1 protein-coding gene (cut by both window edges) is annotated in these 20,425 nt (G+C 70.4%); it reads right to left on the bottom strand.

All 20,425 nt of this window come from inside a single coding sequence — locus FMQ63_RS11270, hybrid non-ribosomal peptide synthetase/type I polyketide synthase (RefSeq protein WP_011553792.1), on the bottom strand. Of the gene's 42,825 coding nucleotides, 14,007 precede the window and 8,393 follow it; the stretch shown corresponds to coding positions 14,008-34,432 (codon 4,670, complete, through codon 11,478, partial); reading right to left, the first codon wholly in view occupies nucleotides 20,423-20,425. The start codon and the stop codon both lie outside this window.

Genomic DNA, 20,425 nt, shown 5'->3' with positions numbered 1-20,425 from the left:
TGGAGGCGAACTGGAGCACCCGGTCTCCTGGCGCCACCGGAAAGGACGTCCACGCCGCGCGGGTGAAGTTCACCAGTGACTGGTGCTGGACGACCACGCCCTTGGGCCGGCCCGTGGAGCCGGACGTGTAGAGCACGTACGCGGAAGCCTCGGGGGGCACCAGGACAGCGGGGGCCTGGGGCACGCCGGAGGAGGGAGGTACCTCCGCATCCAGCCAGACGCAGCCCGCCGCGGCACCCAGGCGCTCGCGGAACGCCGCACGGGCCACGATGACCCGAGCGCCGCTGTCCTCCAACATGAAGCGCAGGCGCTCCGCCGGGTACTCCGAGTCCAGCGGCACGTACGCCCCGCCAGCCTTGAGTACCCCCAGCAGCGCGACCAGCAGCTCCACCGAGCGCTCCACGCACACCGCGACGCGCTGCTCCAGTCCCACGCCCGCCGCGCGCAGACGGAGGGCGAGCGCATTCGCCCGCGCATCCAGCTCCCGGTACGTCACGGACTCAGCGCCCGCCACCACGGCCAGCGCGTCGGGCGTGCGAGCCACCTGCGCCTCGAAGAGCGCGTGGATGTGCGCGTCCTTCGGAAGCGTCTCCCGAGCGCCGCTCGCGGCTTCGAGCACGGCCTGACGCTCCTCAGGAGGCATCATCGGCAGCGCGGCGACACGCTCGTCCGGCCGGGCCAGGACGCCTTCCAGGAGCCGTTGGTAGTGCGAGGCCAGCCGCTGGGCCGTGGCCTCTTCATACAAATCGGTGCTGTAGTTGAGCGTCCCGCTGAAGCCGTCCGCGCCACGGAACAGGTCCAGGCTCAGCTCGAACAGCGCCACGCCGGTGTCCTCACCGTCCGCCGGCCGCACCGTCAGGCCCGGCAACACGAGCTCGGGGATGGGTGCGTTCTGCAGAGTGAACAGCGTCTGGAAGAGCGGGGTGCGGCTCGGGTCCCGCTCCACCTGGAGTTCCTCCACCAATCGCTCAACGGGGAGGTCCTGATACTCGTAGGCCCCCAGCGTGGTGTCCCGCACCTGCGCCAGGAGCTGGCGGAAGGTCAGCTCGCGGCCGAAGCGCGCGCGCAGCACCAGCGTGTTCACGAAGAAGCCGATGAGGCTCTCCGTCTGCGCATGGTGTCGGCCCGCGATGGGCGAGCCCACCAACACGTCATCCTGGGCCGAGTACCGGTTCAGCAGCATGTGGTACGCCGCGAGCAGCACCATGAAGGGCGTGACGCCTTCCTTCTGGGCCAGTGTCTCCACGCCCTGGCTGTGCGCCAGGGAGAGTTGCACCGGCACCGATGCGCCCCGGGTGCTGAGGAACGCTGGGCGCGGCTTGTCGGTCGGAAGCTCCAGTGCGTGCGGAGCGCCCGCGAGCTGCTCCTTCCAGAAGCTGAACTGCTGGTTCAGCGCGTCGCCCTGGAGCCACCCCCGCTGCCACACCGCGTAATCGGCGTACTGCACTGGAAGCTCGGGCAGGGACACGGGCTGACCGGCATGGAAGGCGCCGTAGAGCGAGGTCACCTCACGGACCAGCACGCCCATGGACCAGCCATCCGAGATGATGTGGTGCATGCACAGCAGCAACACGTGCTCGGACGGCGCCAGCTTCAACAGGGTGACGCGCAGCAGGGGGCCCTGCGTCAGGTCGAAGGGACGCCGGGCATCGGCGGTGACGCGCTTCAGCGCCTCCGCTTCCCGGTGCGACTCGTCTTGGATGCCCGAGAAGTCCACCCGGTCCACAGCCACGGGGTGCGGCGCGTGGATGACCTGGCGAGGCGCGCCGTCCTCGGTCTGGAAGGTGGTGCGGAGCGATTCATGCCGACGGACGATTTCGTCCACGGCGCGCTGCAAGGCGGCCACGTCCAACGCACCCGAGAGGCGCAGTGCCGTCGGCATGTTGTAGGACGCGTTCCCCGGCTGGAGCTGATCCAGGAACCAGAGCCGCTGTTGGGCGAAGGAGAGCGGCAGTGCTCCGTCCCCCCGGGCTCGCGTCAGGGCTGGAAGCCGGGGACCGGATGAGGCGGAGGACAGGCGCTCGGCGAGCGCGGCCACGGTGGGCGCCGCGAAGAACGTACGCAGGTTCAGGTCCACGTCGAAGGTGGCGCGGATGCGCGCCACCAACTGGGTGGCCAGCAGGGAGTGGCCGCCCAGTTCGAAGAAGGTGTCGCGCCGGCCCACGGTGGGGACACGCAGCAGCTCCTTCCAGACCTCCGCCAGTTGAGCCTCGAGGGGCGTCGCGGGCGGCTCGACATCGCGTTTGACGGCCAGGTTCGAGACGTCCGGGACGGGCAGGGCCTTCCGGTCCACCTTGCCGGTAGGGGTGAGGGGCAGGGTGCCCATCAGCACGAAGGCGGACGGCACCATGTACTCCGGCAGCCGCTCCTGGGCGTGCTGACGCAACAGCTCCGCGGTCACCGGGGCCTCGGGCGTCACCACGACGACGACGTAGGCCACGAGCCGCTTGTCGCCGGGCACGTCCTCACGGACCAGCACCACGGCTTCCTGCACCTGGTCATGGGTCCGCAGCACGGCTTCGATTTCACCCAGCTCGATGCGGAAGCCGCGCAGCTTCACCTGGAAGTCGAGCCGACCCAGGTACTCCAGCGTGCCGTCATGCCGCCACCGCGCCTTGTCCCCCGTGCGATAGAGGCGGGCCCCCGGGGTTCCACTGAACGCGTCGGGGATGAAGCGCTCCGCGGTCAACTGCGGCTGTCCCTGGTACCCACGGGCCAGGCCGTCTCCCGACAGGTAGAGCTCACCCGCGATGCCCGCAGGGGCCACCCGCTGCCGCGCATCCAGCACGTAGGCTCGCGTGCCCTGGATGGGCCGCCCGATGACGGGCACGGGCGCGGTGCTGTTCCGGACGCTCGCCGTGGTGGCGCAGACGGTGCTCTCCGTGGGGCCGTAGGCGTTGAACGCCGTGGTGCGCTCCGTGCTGGCCAACTGCTTCCAGAGCGACGGGGCCATCGCTTCTCCCGCGCACACGATTCGCGAGGGCACATGCGTCTGCTCCAGCAGTCCAGCCTGGAGCAAGAGCGTGAGCTGCGCGGGCGTGCAGTCCAGCACGTCCACGCGCTGCTGCCCCACCCACGCCAGCATCGCCTCCGGATCCTTCCGCGTCTCCTCGGGCACCAGGCAGAGGCAGTGTCCGTCCGCCAGATGGACCAGCGGCTCCAACGCCCCATCGAAGTGGAACGGGGCGTTGAGGCTGATGCGCTGGCGGGTGGCTCCCGTTGCCTGGAACGCCTCCGTCGTTCCCGCGTGCATGGCGAGCAACGAGCGGTGCTGCACCATGACGCCCTTGGGCGTGCCCGTGGAGCCAGACGTGTAGATGACGTACGCGAGGTTCTCCCCGAGGACGTTCACCACGGCGTTCCGCGTCGGGAGTGACGCCAGCTTCGAGGCCTCGGTATCCAGGCACAGCAAGTTCCGGACCTGGGGTTTCCATGCATCGGCCAGGTGCTGGAGGGTGAGCAGCACGGACGCGTTGCAGTCCTTCAGGACGAAGGACTTGCGCTGCGCCGGTGCAGCCGGGTCGATGGGGACGAAGGCCCCACCGGCCTTGAGCACCGCCAGCACCGCGACGATGGCATCGGGCGTGCGCTCCAGGCACAGGCCCACGCGGACCTCCGGGCCCACGCCCATCGTACGCAGCTGCGCGGCGAGCTGGTTCGCCTTCGCGTTGAGCTGGGCGTACGTGAGGACCTGGGACTCCAGCGACACGGCGGGGGCATCGGGCGTCCGAGCCGCCTGCTCCTCGACACGCAGGTGGAAGGTGGCCTCGCGAGCCATGTCCGCTGCGTCGTCCGGCTGCGGCGCCTCCTCTCTTTCGAGCGGCAGCGCGGAGACAGGGGTGTCCGGCGACGTCACGGCTTCTTCCAGCAGGACCTGGAGGTGCGCTACCAGTCGCTCCGCCGTGGCGGACTCGAACAGGTCGGTGCTGTAGACGAGCCCGCCCTGGTAGCCCTCCGTCGCCCGGGACAGGACCAGCTCCAGCTCGAAGCGGCTGACCGTGTGCTTCGACTCGAAGCCCCGGAGGGACAGCTCCGGGAGCGTCAGCTCGGGAACCGGCGTGTTCTGGAGAGCGAACATCACTTGGAAGAGCGGCGTGCGGCCCTCCTCACGGGTGGGGCGGAGGTCCTCCACCAGCCGCTCGACGGGGAGGTCCTGGTGCTCGTACGCCCCCAGCGTGGTGTCACGCACCTGGGCCAACAGCTCCCGGAACGTCGGGTCCTGACCGAAGCGAGCGCGCAGGACCAACGTGTTGACGAAGAAGCCGATGAGCCCCTCCGTCTGCGCGTGGCGACGGCCGGCGATGGGCGAGCCCACCAGCACGTCATCCTGCCCGGAGTACCGATTCAGCAGCACCTGGAAGGCAGAGAGCAACACCATGAAGGGCGTTGCCCGCTCCTTCAGCGCGAGCGCGTCCACGGCGTCGCTCAGGGCCGCCGGCAATTGGATGGGCGTGTTGTCGCCCTGGAAGGACGGCTGCTCCGGCCTCGGCTTGTCGGTGGGGAGCTCCAGGTACGGCGGCGCGTCCGCGAGCATCCCACGCCAGTAGTCGAGCTGCGCCTCCAGCACCTGCCCCTGGAGCCACTTCCGTTGCCACGCCGCGAAGTCCGCGTACTGGAACGGGAGCGGGGGCAGGGGAGACGGCTGCCCCTGCCGGAAGGCGCCGTAGATCGCCGCCATCTCCCGGACCATCACGCCGTTGGACCAGCCGTCGGTGACGATGTGGTGCATGTTGAGCACCAACACGTGCTCCGCCGCGGACTGCTTCAACAGGATGCCGCGGACCACCGGGCCCTTCGCCAGGTCGAAGGGGCGTTGGACCTCTTCCTGGACCCGTCGCAGCGTCTCCGCCTCACGAAGATGGGCGACGGCCTCACCCGACAAGTCCAAGACCTCGATGGGAACCTGAGAGGGCGGGTGGATGACCTGGACGGGCGCGCCGCCTTCCATGCGGAACGTCGTCCGCAGCACCTCGTGGCGGGCAACCAGCGTGTCGAAGCTTCGCTGGAGCGCGGGCAGGTTCAGCGCGCCCGTGAGCTGGAGCGCCAGCGGGTGGTTGTAGGCACTGCTGCCCGTTTCGCTCCACTGGCTGATGACCCAGAGCCGTTGCTGGGAGAAGGACAGTGGCAGCGAGGCGCGCCGGTCCGCGTGGGTCAGTGCCGGCACCGCGGCGTCGGACTGCGCGGGCGCGTTCTTCTGGCCGTCCAGGTACGCCGCGAGTCCGGCGACGGTGGGTGACTCGAAGAAGGCGCGCAGCGGGAGTTCGATGCCGAAGCGCGTCCGCACGCGCACCACCACCTGGGTGGCCAGCAGCGAGTGACCTCCCAGCTCGAAGAACCCATCGTGGATGCCGACCCGGCCGACGCTGAGCACCTGGGCGAAGAGCTCGGCCAGGGCTTCCTCCGTCGGCGTGCGCGGTGCGACGTAGAGGCCCCGCTGGACGGTGGGCGCCTCGGGGGCGGGCAGGGCCTTGCGGTCCACCTTTCCGCTGGGCGTCAGCGGAAGGACGCCCAGGTGAACGAAGGTCGACGGCACCATGTGCTGGGGGAGTTGCTTCAGCAGCTGTGCTCGCAGCGTCTCGGCCTCCAGCGGCGCCGAGTCACCCGTGACGTAGGCCACGAGGCGGGCATCCCCTCGCGTCTCCTCACGCACCACGGCGACGGCGTCGCGCACGCCGGGATGCATGCGCAGCGCGGTCTCGATTTCACCCAGCTCGATGCGGAAGCCGCGCAGCTTCACCTGGAAGTCGGCCCGGCCCAGGTACTCCAGCGTGCCGTCCGGCAACCACCGCGCCACGTCTCCGGTTCGGTACAAGCGCGCGCCCGGAATGCCGCTGAAGGCGTCGGGGATGAATCGCTCCGCTGTCAACTGCGGTCGCTGCCAGTACCCGCGTCCCACCTGCACGCCGCCAATGTGCAACTCGCCCGGGATGCCCACCGGCGCCGGCTGCCCGTGCGTGTCCAGCACGTACAGCACTGTGTTCGCCACCGGCCGGCCAATGGGCACCCGGTGGAAGTCCTCGCCACGAGGGCAGGGCCAGTACGTGACGTCTACTGCTGCCTCTGTCGGGCCGTAGAGGTTGTGCACCCCCACCGGGGCGGGCAGCCGCGCGTACGCCTTCTTCACCAACTCCGCGCTCAGCGCCTCACCGCTGCACACCACCCGCCGGAGACTTCCCAGCCCCTCCAGCCCGGGCTCCTCCACGAAGGCGCGCAGCATGGACGGCACGAAGTGCACCGTCGTCACGCCCTCCGCCTTCATCAGCTTCACCAGGTACGCCGGCTCCTGGTGCCCTCCGGGCCGCGCCACCACCAGCTTCGCCCCCGCCAGCAGCGGCCAGAAGAACTCCCACACCGACACGTCGAAGCTGAAGGGCGTCTTCTGCAGCACCACGTCCGTGCCACCCAGCCCGTACTCCTCCTGCATCCACTTCAGCCGGTTGACGACGCCTCCGTGCGCATTCATCGCCCCCTTCGGACGCCCCGTACTTCCTGAGGTGAAGATGACGTACGCCAGCGCCTGGGGGCCCACCTGCACCGCCGGCTTCGTCACCGGCTGCTTCGCCACTTCTCCCGCTGCGCTGTCCAGGCACACGACTCGCGCGGCGCTGGGCGGAAGCACCGTCTTCCACTTCTCGTGCGTCAGCAGTACCGACGCCCCGGTGTCCTCCAGCATCCACCCCAGTCGCTCCTTCGGGTACGCCGGGTCCACCGGCACGTAGGCCGCGCCCGCCTTCAGCACGCCCAGCAGCGCCACCACCATGTCCACCGAGCGCTCCAGGCACACGCCCACCAGCGACTCTGGTGCCACCCCCAGCCCCCTCAGGTGGTGCGCCACCTGGTTGGCCTTCGCGTCCAGCTCCCGGTACGTCAGCCGCTCCGACTCGAACGCCACCGCCACCGCGTCCGGCGTGCGCGCCACCTGCGCTTCCATCAGCGCGTGGATGCTCGCCTCGGAAGCGGGCGCCATCTCACGTCCCTGGAAGCCCTTCAGTACCTGGCGGCGCTCGTCCTCCGAGAGGATGGCGACACGTTGCAGCGGCAGGTCCGGCGTGACGATGACGGCCCGGGCAAGTTCAATCAGATGGCCCGCGAGCCTCTGCACGGTGCCGCCATCGAAGAGGCTCGACGCGTACTCGAAACGGCAGAACAGGGTGTTCTTGCGCTCGACGATTTCCAGGCTCAGGTCGAACTTGGAGGTATCCGCCTCGATGCCGAGCTGGCTCAACTTCAGCGATTGATGCGCCACGTCCACGGTGGGCGTGTTGACCACGTTGAGGACGGCTTGGAACACGGGCGTGCGGCTCTGGTCACGCGGCAACTGGAGCGCTTCGATGATGCGCTCGAAGGGCGCGTCCTGATGCGCGAACGCATCCAGTGACTGGCTCTTCACTCGGCCCAGCAACTCCCGGAACGACGGTGCCCCCTCCAACCGCGAGCGCAGCGCGAGCGTGTTCACGAAGCAACCCAGCAGTCCCTCCACCTCTGGCCGGGAACGACCGGCCGTGGGGATGCCCACCGCGAAGTCCTCCTGGCCCGCCGTGCGCCCCAGCAGCGCCTGGAACAGCGCCATGAGCACCATGAACGACGTGGCGCCCTCGCGCCGCCCGAAGGCGAGGAGGGGCTCCGAGACATCGGAGGGCAGCTCGAAGCGGAAGCTGCCGCCCGCGTAGGACTGCACCGCGGGCCGAGGCCGGTCCGTGGGCAGCTCGAGCGCGGGGACGGATGTGAGCCGCTCCTTCCACCACCGAACCTGCTCCTCCATCACCGCGCCTTCCAGCCACTGGCGCTGCCACACCGCGTAGTCGGCGTACTGCACCTCCAGCGGCGGAAGCGGCGACGGGATGCCCGCGCTGAAGCAGGCGTAGAGCACCGACAGCTCGCGGCCCAGCACCAGGGTGCACCAGGCGTCGGAGATGACGTGGTGCTGCATCAGGCTCAGGACGTGCTCCTCCAGTCCCATCCGGAGCAGCACCGCGCGCGCCACCGGCCCCTTGTCCAGGTCGAACGGAAGCGCTCCGAGCGCCGCGCACCGCCGCAGCATCTCCGCTTCACGCGCTTCCGGCGTCTCGCCGGGGACATCCTCCACCGGCATCGGCAGCGAGCCCTCCGCGTGGATGAGCTGGACCGCGCCTTCTTCCGTGAGCTGGTAGGTGGTGCGGAGGACTTCGTGCCGCTGCACCACCTCGTTGAGCGCAGCCTGGAGCGCCTCGACGTTCAGCGGACCAGTGAGGCGGAAACTGGATCCGTTGTTGTACGCCGTACTGCTCGGGTCGAGCTGCTGGAGGTACCAGAGCCGCTGCTGCGCGAAGGACAGGGGCAGCGGCCGGGTCCGGGGCACGCGGGGAATCGCCGAGTGCTCGGGTTGCAGCGCTGGCACGGAAGGCGCCTTGGGCTTGGGCTTCTGCGCGGCCACGGGGGCCTGCACCTTGGGCGCGGCGGGGAGGGTGACGTGCTCCACGCGGCCGTCCACGCGGAGCCGCGCGTGCCGTCCGGTCCGGAAGAGCCGGGCCGAGCTGCTCGACGGGTGCTGCACGAAGCGGCGGCGCTCCTGCTCGTTGGCGCGCCACAAGTCCCAGGGAAGGCCCGCGCCCTCCAGGGCCAGCTCACCCACGACGCCTGGGGGAACCGGCAATCCGGCCGCGTCCAGCACCCAGGACTGGAGCCCTTCGGGGACACGCTCCGAGGGAGGCCGAGGCAGCAGGCCTCCCTCGCCAGCGGCGCCCGCGAGCAGGACCTCCGTTCCCAGGTTCCGGTGCAGCGACAAGGCCAGCTCCGCGGAGGCGCCGTCCAGGACGAGCGCGCCCACGGGCTCCAGGGCCTCGCGGGCCTGCGGCAACTCCACCAGCGTGCGCGCGAGCCGCGCCGAGGCATGCAACAGGACGGCGCCCGACTGCCGGGCCAGCGCCAGCAGCTCGTCGACCGCCAGCGTTCCCTCCGCCTGCCGCTGGACCTTCCGCTGCGAGGCGTCCTGCACCAGGCGCTCGCGAATCACGGTCAGCCGGCGCAGTCCCTCCAGCACCACTGGCGTGTCCAGGCCGAAGTCGATGAGGCAGGCCACCTCGTCCACGTCGGCTTCCCGGACGTGGAGCAGGCGTTGCACGCCGCTCTCCACCGTGCCGATGAGGCCGGTGCCCTTCGCGTGGTGCTCGAAGGTGTGTTCGAGCAGGGCATTCACGTCCTCCTCGGACACCTTGTCGATTTCGCCCTGGTAGCCCTGCGCGGCCAGCAGCGTGGCGGTGATCTCCGCCGAGCTCCGGAAGTAGCTGAGCAGCGGCTTGCGGACCGTGCGCAGCACCTCCTGTTCATCGTCGCCGATGAACGCGTGCAGCATCAGCGCGACGTGCCCTCGGCCCGGGTGCCCGTTGCGGCGCCAGGCTTCGCGGTAGAGGGCCACCTTCTGCTTCAGCTCCTCCAAGGACTGCGTGAGCAATCCGGTGAGCACGCCAGCGCCCACCTCGCCAGCCAGGCGGAACGTCTCCGGGCTGCCGGCGGCCGTGAGCCACACGGGCAGCTCCTTCTGGACGGGCTTGGGCCGCAGGCCCACCTCCACCGTGACGCCGCCGCCACCCGGACGGCGGAGCTTCTCGCCTCGCCAGAGGGCGCGGACCGTCTCCAGGTTCCGCAGGAGGACGTTGCGGCGGTCCTCGAAGTTCTGCGGGGCGAAGGTGAAGTCCGCCACGTGCCAGCCCGTCGCAATCGACAGACCCGCGCGGCCTCCGGAGAGGTTGTCCACCACGGACCACTGCTCGGCGACTTGCAGCGGGTCATGCAGCGGGAGGACGACGCTGCCCGAGCGCAGGCTCAGGTTGCGGGTGATGGTGGCCAGCGCGCCCGCCACCACCGCCGGCTGGGGATAGAGGCCGCCGAACGAGTGGAAGTGCCGCTCCGGTGTCCACACCGCCGAGAAGCCGTTGGCATCCGCGTACTTCGCGCCTTCAATCAGCAGCTCGTACTTCGGGCCGACGAGCGAGTCTTCATCGTTGGCGAAGTAGATGAGGCTCAGGTCCATCGCTCCCTGGCGCGGACCGCCGCCCTGGAGCACTTCCCACTGAGCCGTCACCTGCTCGGAGGGGAACGTCACGGTCAGTCCACGAGACAGGGCCCACAGGGCCTCCAGCTCAGGACGCTCCGCCGAGGACTCCGCGGCGGCCACCCACGTGGCGCCCTCCGAGGGGCGCAGCCGCATGTCGAGCGCGTCGAAGAGCTCGGTGAGCCCCTGGTGCACCAGGGCCCACGGCGACTGGTTGGCGCCCACGGGCAGAAGCCACGCCAGCGCTTCCGGGGCTGGGGCCGGACGCTCCGCCAGGGCACCGGAAGACTCCAGCGCATCCTCCACATGGAGCACCCGCGCCGCATCCAACCGGGCGGCGGTCATGATGCCTCGCCACGTGATGAGCACCGGCACCTGGGCTCCGGGCAACGCGAAGTCAGACAGGCGCCCCAGGTCCGTGGAGCCCACGGCGACGACGGCGCCACCTGCCTCCAGGACACCCCAGAGGACTGCGAGCTTCGTGGGGGACGGCTTCAGGCAGACCGCGACCGGCTCACCGGGTTGCACGCCGAGCGCGCGCAGCCGTGCGGCCACGTTGCGCGCACGCTGGGCCAGGTCGCTCCAGGTCCACGACGTCGCGCCCTGAAGGACGGCGGTGGCTCCCGGCTGACGGGCCGCGCGTTGGGACAGTCGCGTGGGAACCGGCGTCGAGACAGACCGGGGCAGGGGGGCGGGCCAGGCGCTCCGGTCCGCATCCGTGGCCAGGGGCAACCGGGAGATGCGCTCCGAGGGCCGGGCCAGCGCCGAGCCCAGCAACACCTGGAGGTGCTCCACGATGCGCCGGGCCGTGGCTTCGTCGAACAGCTCGGTGGCGTACTCCAGCGCACCGCCGATGCGGCCGGAGTCATCGCCAAGGACCAGCGACAGGTCGGACAGCGTCGCGCCCCACTGCACCGGGGCATCCGGCACTTCCATCATCGTCCCCCGAACGCCGGTCAGCTCCAGCGCCGCGGCGGCTCCGCCCGCGGTGGTGTGGAAGACGACGATGGTGTCCGTCAACCGGCCCCGGCCAATGTCCTTGCCGGGGATGAGGGCCTCCACGAGGTGCTCGAAGGGCACGTCCGGACGGAGCTGGACGTCGTTGACCTCCTGCCGCACGCGGGCCAGCAGCTCGAGGAACGTCGGGTCGTCCGCGAAGCTGGTGCGGAACGCGGCCGAGTGCGCCACGTACCCGATGAGCGGCAACAGCTCTGGCCGGGTGCGGTTGCCGATGGGCGTACCGACGATGATGTCCGTCTGCCCGCTGTAGCGGTGCAGCAGCGCCTGCCACGCGGCGAGCACCATCATGTACGAGGTGTAGCCCTCACGCTTTCCGAACCCCGCCACCTCGCGGGACAGGGCGGCGGAGAAGGACACCGGCATGCGCACCGACGTGAGCGGGCTGGTCGGAGGACGCGGCCTGTCCGTGGCGATGCCGAGCTGCCTCGGCATGGCGGCGAGCTGCTGACGCCACCACGACTCCTGATCGGGCAAGCGCCCTTCGGCGACGACCTTCCGCTGCCAGGCGCCGAAGTCCGCGTACTGCACGGGCAGCGGGAGCAGGGGAGACGGCCGGCCCTGCTGGAAGGCCGCGTAGCACTGGAACAGCTCGTGGATGAAGATGGAGATGGACAGCGTGTCGCTGACGATGTGGTGGATGTTGCCCAGCAGGATGTGGAGCCGCTCGTCGAGCCGGACCAGCGTGGTCCGGACGACGGGGCCCTTCACCAGGTCGAACGGCTTCGCGGCATCCTCGCGAGCCAACTGCATGGCCTCGGCTTCGCGGTGCTCGGGGGCGCCGGTGAGGTCCACTCGCACCAGCGGGATGTGCATCCGCGCGTGGAAGCGCTGCACGGGGCGGCCGTCCACCACGTCGTAGGTCGTCCGCAGGGACTCGTGGCGCTGGATGATCTCCTGGACGGCGCGCTCCAGGAGGACCGCGTCCACGGCGCCTTCCAGCCGGAGGACGAACGGGATGTTGTACGCGGACAGGCCCGGCAGGTGCTGCTCCAGGCGCCACACGCGCTCCTGCACGAAGGACAGCGGCAGGGGCTCGTTCCGAGGCAGCGGGACGATGGGCAGCTCGCGCGAGCTCTCCACGACCGGGGCCTGACGCAGCAGGGACTCGATGCGCTGCGCGATGCCCGCCACGGTGGGGGCCTCGAACAGCGCGGCCAGCGGGAGCTGGACGCCGAACGTGGAGCGCACCTGGTTGAGGAGCTGGGCGGCCATCAACGAGTTGCCGCCAATCTCCAGGAAGTTGTCGTCGCGGCCCACGAACGGCAGGCCGAGCCGTTCGCGCCAGAGCGAGGCCAGACGTTCCTCGATGTCGCCTCGCGGCGCATCTTCACGCTCTGGCGTGGCGGCAGGCACAGGCGTCTCCTGGACCTGCACCTGCCGCGGCGACGTGGCGTGGGGCGCCGCGAGGCTGCCGTGCCCAGCGCCATTCGCCAGCGAGGGCATGGCCACGGGCGCCGGACGCGCCGGTGCCTCCACCCAGCACCGCTTCTCCTGGAACGGGTACGTCGGTAGGTGCAGGCGCAGCCGCTGCTCGTGGCCGTAGAAGACGCTCCAGTCCACCGAGACGCCCAGGGTCCACAGCTCGCCCACCGCGGTCATCAGACTCGCGTGCTCCGTAGTCGTCCCGCCACGGCGCAGCGTGGCCACCGCCTTGACCCGCTCCTTGTCACGCCCCAGGCATGCACGCACCAACGGGGTCAGGTCCTGGCCCGGGCCCACCTCCAGCAGCAGGCTGCATCCCTCTTCGAGCAGCGCCCCCACCGCGTTCGTGAAGCGCACCGGCTGACGCATCTGCGCCGCCCAGTAGTCCGGCTGAGCCAGCTCGTTCGCCTGTGCCCAGCGCCCCGTGACGCTGGAGGCGTACCGGAGCGTCGGCGCCTGGCGCTGGAGTGAAGCCACCACCTCCGCCAACGCCGGCATCAGCGGCTCCACGTCCGCCGAATGGAACGCATGCGGCGCGGGCATCCGCACCGTGCCCACCTCACTGCGGCGCAACTCCTCCTGGAGCCGATCCACCTCGGCGATGGGCCCGGCGACGACGCAGCGGTCCGGCGCATTGATGGCCGCCAGCGACAGCCGCCCCGTCAGCAGCGGCAGCACCTGCGACTCCGGCATCGCCACCGCGAGCATCGCGCCCGGAGGCATCCGGTGCATCAGCTCGCCCCGCGCCACGGCGAGCCGCATCGCGTCTTCCAGCGACAGCACGCCCGACAGGCACGCGGCGGCATACTCACCGAAGCTGTGCCCCAGCACGGCGTAGGGCCGCAGGCCCCAGTCCATCCACATCCGGGCCAGCGAGTACTCCACCGTGAACAGCGCGGGCAGGGCGGCACGGGTATCAGCCACCGCCGCCGCGTCCATTCCCGGCCCGGCGAACAGCACCTCGCGGACCCGCTCCCGGAGCGCGGGCTCCAGCAGCGCCAGGCACGCATCCGCGTGCGCGCGGAAGGCCGGCTCCGCTTCGTACAGCTCGCGGCCCATGCCCGCCTGCTGCGCGCCCTGGCCCGGGAAGATGAAGGCCACCCGGCGGCGGTTCACGTCGGCATCGGCCACCTTCACCGGCGTGTACGGCTTGCGCAGCCGCGCCGTCAGGTCCGCGGCGTCCCGGGCCACCACGGTGCGCCGGAACTCGAAGGCCTTGCGTCCCACGGCATGCGTGAAGGCCACGTCCGCCAGGGACAGGTCCGCGGCGTGGGCCTCGGCATGCCCGGCGAGCTGCCGCGCCGCCGCTTCCAGCGCTTCGGCGGAGCGAGCGGACAGCGTGACGACCTGGTGCGAGCGCGTGGTGGAGCCGCTGTGCGCCATCGGGGACTCCTCGAGCACTGCGTGGGCGTTGGTGCCGCCAATGCCGAAGGAGCTGACGGCCGCGCGTCGCGGCGTCTCGGTCCTCGGCCACGGCCGCAGGGTGGTGTTGACGAAGAAGGGGCTGGCGTCGAAGTCGATCTGCGGATTGGGCCGCTCGAAGTGCAGGCTGGGCGGCACCTCGCCGTGGTGCAGGGACAGCGCGACCTTCATGAGGCCCGCAAGTCCCGCCACCGTGTCCAGGTGGCCCATGTTGCTCTTCAGCGAGGCCAGCGCAATGGTGCCCCGGTGCTCGACGCCCAGGCCGTAGGCGCGCTGGAGCGCTGCCACTTCAATGGGGTCGCCCAGCGGCGTCGCGGTGCCGTGGGTCTCCACGTAGCCGATGTCCTGGGCCCGCACGCCGGAGCGCGCGAGCGCCTGGGAGATGACCGCCGCCTGGCCCTGGACGCTGGGGGCGGTGTAGCCGGACTTGTAGCGCCCGTCGTTGTTGGTCGCCGTGGCCCGGATGACGGCGTAGATGGAGTCGCCATCCCGTTGCGCGTCCTCCAGCCGCTTGAGGACCACGCACGCGACGCCGTTTCCGGACACCGTGCCCTGCGCGTTCGCGTCGAAGCTCCGGCAGTGGCCGTCCGGAGAGAGAATCATGCCCTCCTGGTAGACGTAGCCGGTGCGCTGCGGGACGGCGATGCGTGTGGCCCCCGCCAGCGCCACACCCGAGCGGCCGGCCAGCAGGTTCTGGCAGGCGAGGTGGACGGCGACGAGCCCCGTGGAGCACGCCGTGTAGATGAGGACGCTCTCACCGGTGAGGCCCAGCTTGAACGAGGCCTTGGTGGCCAGGCTCTCATGGGTGGCGGTGCCGTAGAGCTCGAACAGCGCCGCGCCATCCAGTGGCAGCGTGGCCCGGACCGCGTCCTTGTAGCCGGAGTCGATGGCGCCCGCGTAGAGCGAGATGGCCTCGGGCGTGCGCTCCGGGTCGATGCCCGCGTCCTCCAGCGCGGACCATGCCGTCTGGAGAAAGAGCCGCTGCTGCGGGTCCATCCACTGCGCTTCGCGCAGCGACAGGTCGAAGAAGCCGGGGTCGAACCCGTCGATGCCGTCCAGAACGCCGCCGGCCGGGACGAAGGCCGGGTGCTGTGACAGCTCCAGTCCCTCGGGCAGTCCGGGCAGCCGCTCCAACTGCTCGGGCGTGAAGCGGGAGATGGACTCCACACCGTCGCGCAGGTTCCGCCAGAAGTCCTGGACGGAGCGGGCACCCGGGAAGCGACCCGACATACCCACGATGGCGACCAGGCCGGAGCCCGTGGCGTGTTTCGCCTCGGCGCTCGGCTCGGAGGCAGGCTCGGGCCGCGCGGGGGCGGCGGGGACCTCGTCCACCTTCGCGTCGCGCTCCAGGACGGCGGCCAGCGCGTCCACGGTGGGGTGCTCGAACAGCCACACCACCGGCACCTCCCGGTTCAACGTCTCCCGCATGCGCTTGGCGATGCGCACGACCGACAGGGACGTTCCGCCCAGGTCATCGAAGAGGTGGTCATGGAGGCCGATGCGCTCCGTGCCCAGCTCCTTCGCCCACAGCGCGGCGAGCTGCTGCGCCAGCGGGCTCGATGGCTCCACGAAATGGCCATCACGGCCCGTGGACGCGCTGTCCGGCGCGGGGAGTGCCTTCCGGTCCACCTTGCCACTGGTGCTCAGCGGCAACGTGGGGAGGACCACGAAGACGGACGGCACCATGTACTCGGGGAGCCGTTGACGCATGCCCGCGCGGAGCGCCGCGACATCCAGCGGCGCGTCATCGCGTCCCATGGCGTAGGCCACCAGTCGCTTGTCACCGGGGATGTCCTCGCGGACCACGGCAGCGGCTTCCAGTACGCCGGGCTGGGTGCGCAGCGCGGCCTCGACGTCCGCCAGCTCGATGCGGAACCCGCGCACCTTCACCTGATTGTCGATGCGGCCAATGAACTCCAGCGTGCCGTCCGGGCGCCACCGGACCAAGTCTCCCGTCCGGTAGAGGCGCGCACCGGGCTGGGTGGCGAAGGGGGCGGGGATGAAGCGCTCCGCCGTGAGGTCCGGCCGCGACACGTATCCGCGCCCGAGCCCTTCACCGCCCACGTACAGCTCTCCCGGCACCCCCACGGGTACCAGTTGGAGCTGCGAATCCAGCACGTAGGCCTGCGTGTTCGAGACAGGACGGCCAATGGGCACGGAGGCCCCGACCTGCGAGGCCTCGTAAGCCGTGTAGCTCGTGGAGATGATGGAGTTCTCCGTCGGGCCGTAGCCGTTGGTGACGGGGACTCCGGTGGTGGTCAGCGTGCGACGCGTGTGCGGGGCGGACAGGATGTCACCCACCACGTTGATGGCCCGCAGCTTCTTCAGCAGGTCGCTCCGGTGCTCCACGACCTGCGAGAACAGGCCTGCGGGGAAGTGGATGAGCGTGACGCCGTGGCGCTCCACCACGCGGGACAGCGTGTCCAGGTCGCTGGCTTGCGCCTCCGGCGGATACAGGACGACGCCGCTTCCGTTGAGCAGCGGAAGCCACAGCTCCATCACCGAGCCGTCGAACGAGGCGGGCGCCATGACGAGCCCTGTCTCGCGGACGCCGAAGCGGATGAAGGGCTCACTGTGCGAGAGGCGGAGCACGCCTCGGTGCGGGATGGCCACGCCCTTCGGGCGCCCCGTGCTCCCGGACGTGAACATCACGTAGGCCAGGTGATTCGGTCCCACGTCGGACACCGGGGACGTGGTGGGCCACTCCGACAGGTCCAGCTCTTCCAGGAGCAGGGTGGGAAGCCCGCCGTCGGGGAGCGGCAGCTTCGCGTGGTTGGCCCGCGACGCGAGCAGCAGGTGCGGTGGCGCGTCCTCCAGCATGATGGCCAGCCGCTGCGCGGGGTACGACGCGTCCAGCGGAACGAAGGCGCCTCCGGCCTTGAGCACCGCCAGCATCGCGATGACCCACGCCGTGCCCCGTTCCAGGCTCACAGCCACGAGCACTTCCGTGCTCACCCCGCGCGAACGGAGCAGGTTCGCGAGCTGGTTGGCCCGCGTGTCCAACTGCTCGAAGGTCAGCGTCTCGTCACCGCACTCCAGCGCGACGGCGAAGGGGCGCAGGGAGGCGTGCCGCGCGATGACCTCCGCGATGGTGCCGCCAGCGCCGTCGTACCGTGCCGGGCTGTCGTTCCACTCCCGGAGGAGCTGATGACGCTCGCCCGGGGTGAGCATCTCCAGCGTGAACAGCGGCTGGTCCGGAGTCGCGGCCACGGACTCCACGAGTACGCGCAGGTGACCGGCGAGTCGGGCCACGGTGGCGGGCTCGAAGAGGTCGGTGCTGTACTCGATGGCGCCGCGCAGTCCGTCGGCGTCGTCCATGAGGGCGAGCCCCAGGTCGAAGCGCGAGGTCGCGATATCCACGTCCGCCGGACGCAGCGTGAGGCCAGTGGCCTGCATCGGGCCCGTGGGGGTGTTCAGTAGCGAGAAGAAGGTCTGCACCAGCGGATTGCGGCCCAGGTCCCTGCGCGGCTGGAGCTCCTCGACCAGCTTCTCGAAGGGCAGGTCCTGGTGCTCGTACGCGGCCAGCGTGGTGTCTCGGACCTGCGCGAGGAACGCTCGGAACGAGTCACGCGGACGCACCCGGGCCCGCAGCACCAGCGTGTTGACGAAGAACCCGACCAGGCCTTCAACCTCGCCGTGGCGGCGGCCCGCGATGGGCGATCCCACCAGCAGGTCTTCCTGCCGGCTGTAACGCGAGAGCAGCACCTGCCATACGGCCAGCAGCGCCATGTACGGAGTGGCCCCTGCCTGGCGCGCCAGCGCGAGGAACGGCGCCACCACGTCCTGCGACAGGTGGATGGGGTAGAGCTCGCCGAACTGCGAGCGCTGATTGGGCCGTGCCTTGTCAGTGGGCAGGTCCAGGACCTGGGGCGCACCGGCCAACTGCTCCTTCCACCAATCCACGTGTGCGGTGAGCACATCGCCCTGGAGCCACTGCCGCTGCCAGGATGCGAAGTCCGCGTACTGGATGGGCAGAGGCGGAAGCGCGGGGCCGCGGCCCTGGGCGAACGCGTCGTAGGCGGCGGCGACCTCGCGCACGATGACGCCGAGCGACCAACCGTCCGACACAATGTGGTGCATGGTCAGCACCAACACGTGCAGGTCCGCATCCAGCTTCAACAGCAGGGTGCGCAGGAGAGGGCCCGCGCTCAAATCGAACGGCTGCCCCGCATCCGTGGCGGCCAACCGGCGCGCCTCGGTCTCCCGGTCGCCCCGCGGCAGGCCGGTAAGGTCCGTCACCGGGAGCGCCCAATCCGACGCGGGGTCGATGACCTGAAGGGGGTCACCATCGCGCATCACGAAGCGGGTGCGCAGCGGCTCATGGCGTTTGACCAGGGACTCCAGCGCACGGCGCAGGGCCTCGGTGTCCAGCGCGCCTTCAAGCCGGACCGCGCCCGGCAGGTTGTACTGGCTGCCGCCGGGCTGGAGCTGGTCGATGAGCCACAGTCGCTGCTGTGCGAAGGACAGCGGCAGGCTCCCATCGCGCGCCACGGGCCGGAGCACTGGAATCTGGGGCGCGGTGACACGAACGAGCATGCCTTCCTCGACGAGCTCGGTGACGCTGGCCACGGACGGCGCGTCGAAGAGCGCGTTGAGGGAGAGCTCCACGCCGAAGGTCGTACGCAGCCGGGAGATAAGCTGCGTGGCCAGGAGTGAGTGGCCGCCCAGCGAGAAGAAGTCGTCGTGCAGGCCCACGCGCTCCACGCGAAGGAGCTCACGGAAGAGGGCTGCGACGCGCTGTTGGAAGGGAGTCATGCGCTCTTGCACGGGCAGGGGGGCAGCGGCTCCAGGGGCAGGAGTGGCCCTCGGTTGAGGCAGGGCCTTACGATCCACCTTGCCGTTGGGAGACAGAGGCAGGGACGGCAGCGTCTCGATGGCCGTGGGCACCATGTGGGCCGGTAGCTGCTCAACCAGCCGTGCCCGCAGTGCCGCCACGTCCAGGGCTGGCTCCCCCGTGACATAGGCTACGAGGCGCTGATCGCCCGGGGCGTCTTCGCGAACCACAGCGACGGCGTCGAACACATCGAGGTGGGCGCGCAGCGCGGCCTCGACTTCACCCAGCTCGATGCGGAAACCGCGCAGCTTCACCTGGAAGTCGGCCCGGCCCAGGTACTCCAGCGTGCCGTCCGCCAGCCACCGCGCCACGTCTCCGGTGCGGTACAGGCGCGCGCCTGGAATGCCGCTGAAGGCGTCGGGGATGAATCGCTCCGCCGTCAACTGCGGCCGCTGCCAGTACCCGCGTCCCACCTGCACGCCGCCAATGTGCAGCTCGCCCGGAATGCCCACCGGCGCCGGCTGCCCGTGCACGTCCAGCACGTACAGCACTGTGTTCGCCACCGGCCGGCCAATGGGCACCCGGTGGAAGTCCTCTCCACGCGGGCAGGGCCAGTACGTGACGTCTACCGCTGCTTCCGTCGGGCCGTAGAGGTTGTGCACCCCCACCGGTGCGGGCAGCCGTGCATACGCCTTCTTCACCAACTCCGCGCTCAGCGCCTCGCCGCTGCACACCACCCGCCGCAGGCTTCCCAGTCCCTCCAGCCCGGGCTCCTCCACGAAGGCGCGCAGCATGGACGGCACGAAGTGCACCGTCGTCACGCCCTCCGCCTTCATCAGCTTCACCAGGTACGCCGGCTCCTGGTGCCCTCCAGGCCGCGCCACCACCAGCTTCGCCCCCGCCAGCAGCGGCCAGAAGAATTCCCACACCGACACGTCGAAGCTGAAGGGCGTCTTCTGCAGCACCACGTCCGTGCCGCTAAGCCCGTACTCCTCCTGCATCCACTTCAACCGGTTGACGACGCCTCCGTGCGCATTCATCGCCCCCTTCGGACGCCCCGTGCTGCCAGAGGTGAAGATGACGTACGCCAGCGCCTGGGGGCCCACCTGTACCGACGGCTTCGTCACCGGCTGCTTCGCCACTTCACCCGCTGCGCTGTCCAGGCACACGACTCGCGCGGCGCTGGGCGGAAGCACCGACTTCCACTTCTCGTGCGTCAGCAGCACCGACGCTCCGGTGTCCTCCAGCATCCACCCCAGACGCTCCTTCGGGTACGCCGGGTCCACCGGCACGTAGGCAGCGCCCGCCTTCAGCACGCCCAGCAGCGCCACCACCATGTCCACCGAGCGCTCCAGGCATACGCCCACCAGCGACTCGGGTGCCACCCCCAGCCCCCTCAGGTGGTGCGCCACCTGGTTGGCTCTCGCGTCCAACTCCCGGTACGTCAGTCGCTCCGACTCGAACGCCACTGCCACCGCGTCCGGCGTGCGTGCCACCTGCGCTTCCACCAGTGCGTGGATGCTCGCCTCGGACGCCGGCGCCATCTCCCGTCCCTGGAAGCCCTTCAGCACCTGGTGCTGCTCATCCTCGGGCAGCATCGGCAGCGACTGGATGCGCATCTCGGGGTCCCGAACGATGGCTTCCAGCAAGGTCTGGAAGTGCCGTATCAGACGCTTCGCCGCTTCGGGCGTGAAGAGGTCGGTGCTGTACTCCAGCGCCCCCTCCAGCGCTCCGTCGCCCAGATCCATCATCGACAG

It is taken from the genome of Myxococcus sp. CA005 (genome assembly GCF_006518205.1).
GTDB classification, from domain to species: domain Bacteria; phylum Myxococcota; class Myxococcia; order Myxococcales; family Myxococcaceae; genus Myxococcus; species Myxococcus xanthus.
Note: the sequence above shows the minus strand (reverse complement) of the source record. Positions and strands in the feature narration are given on the sequence as shown.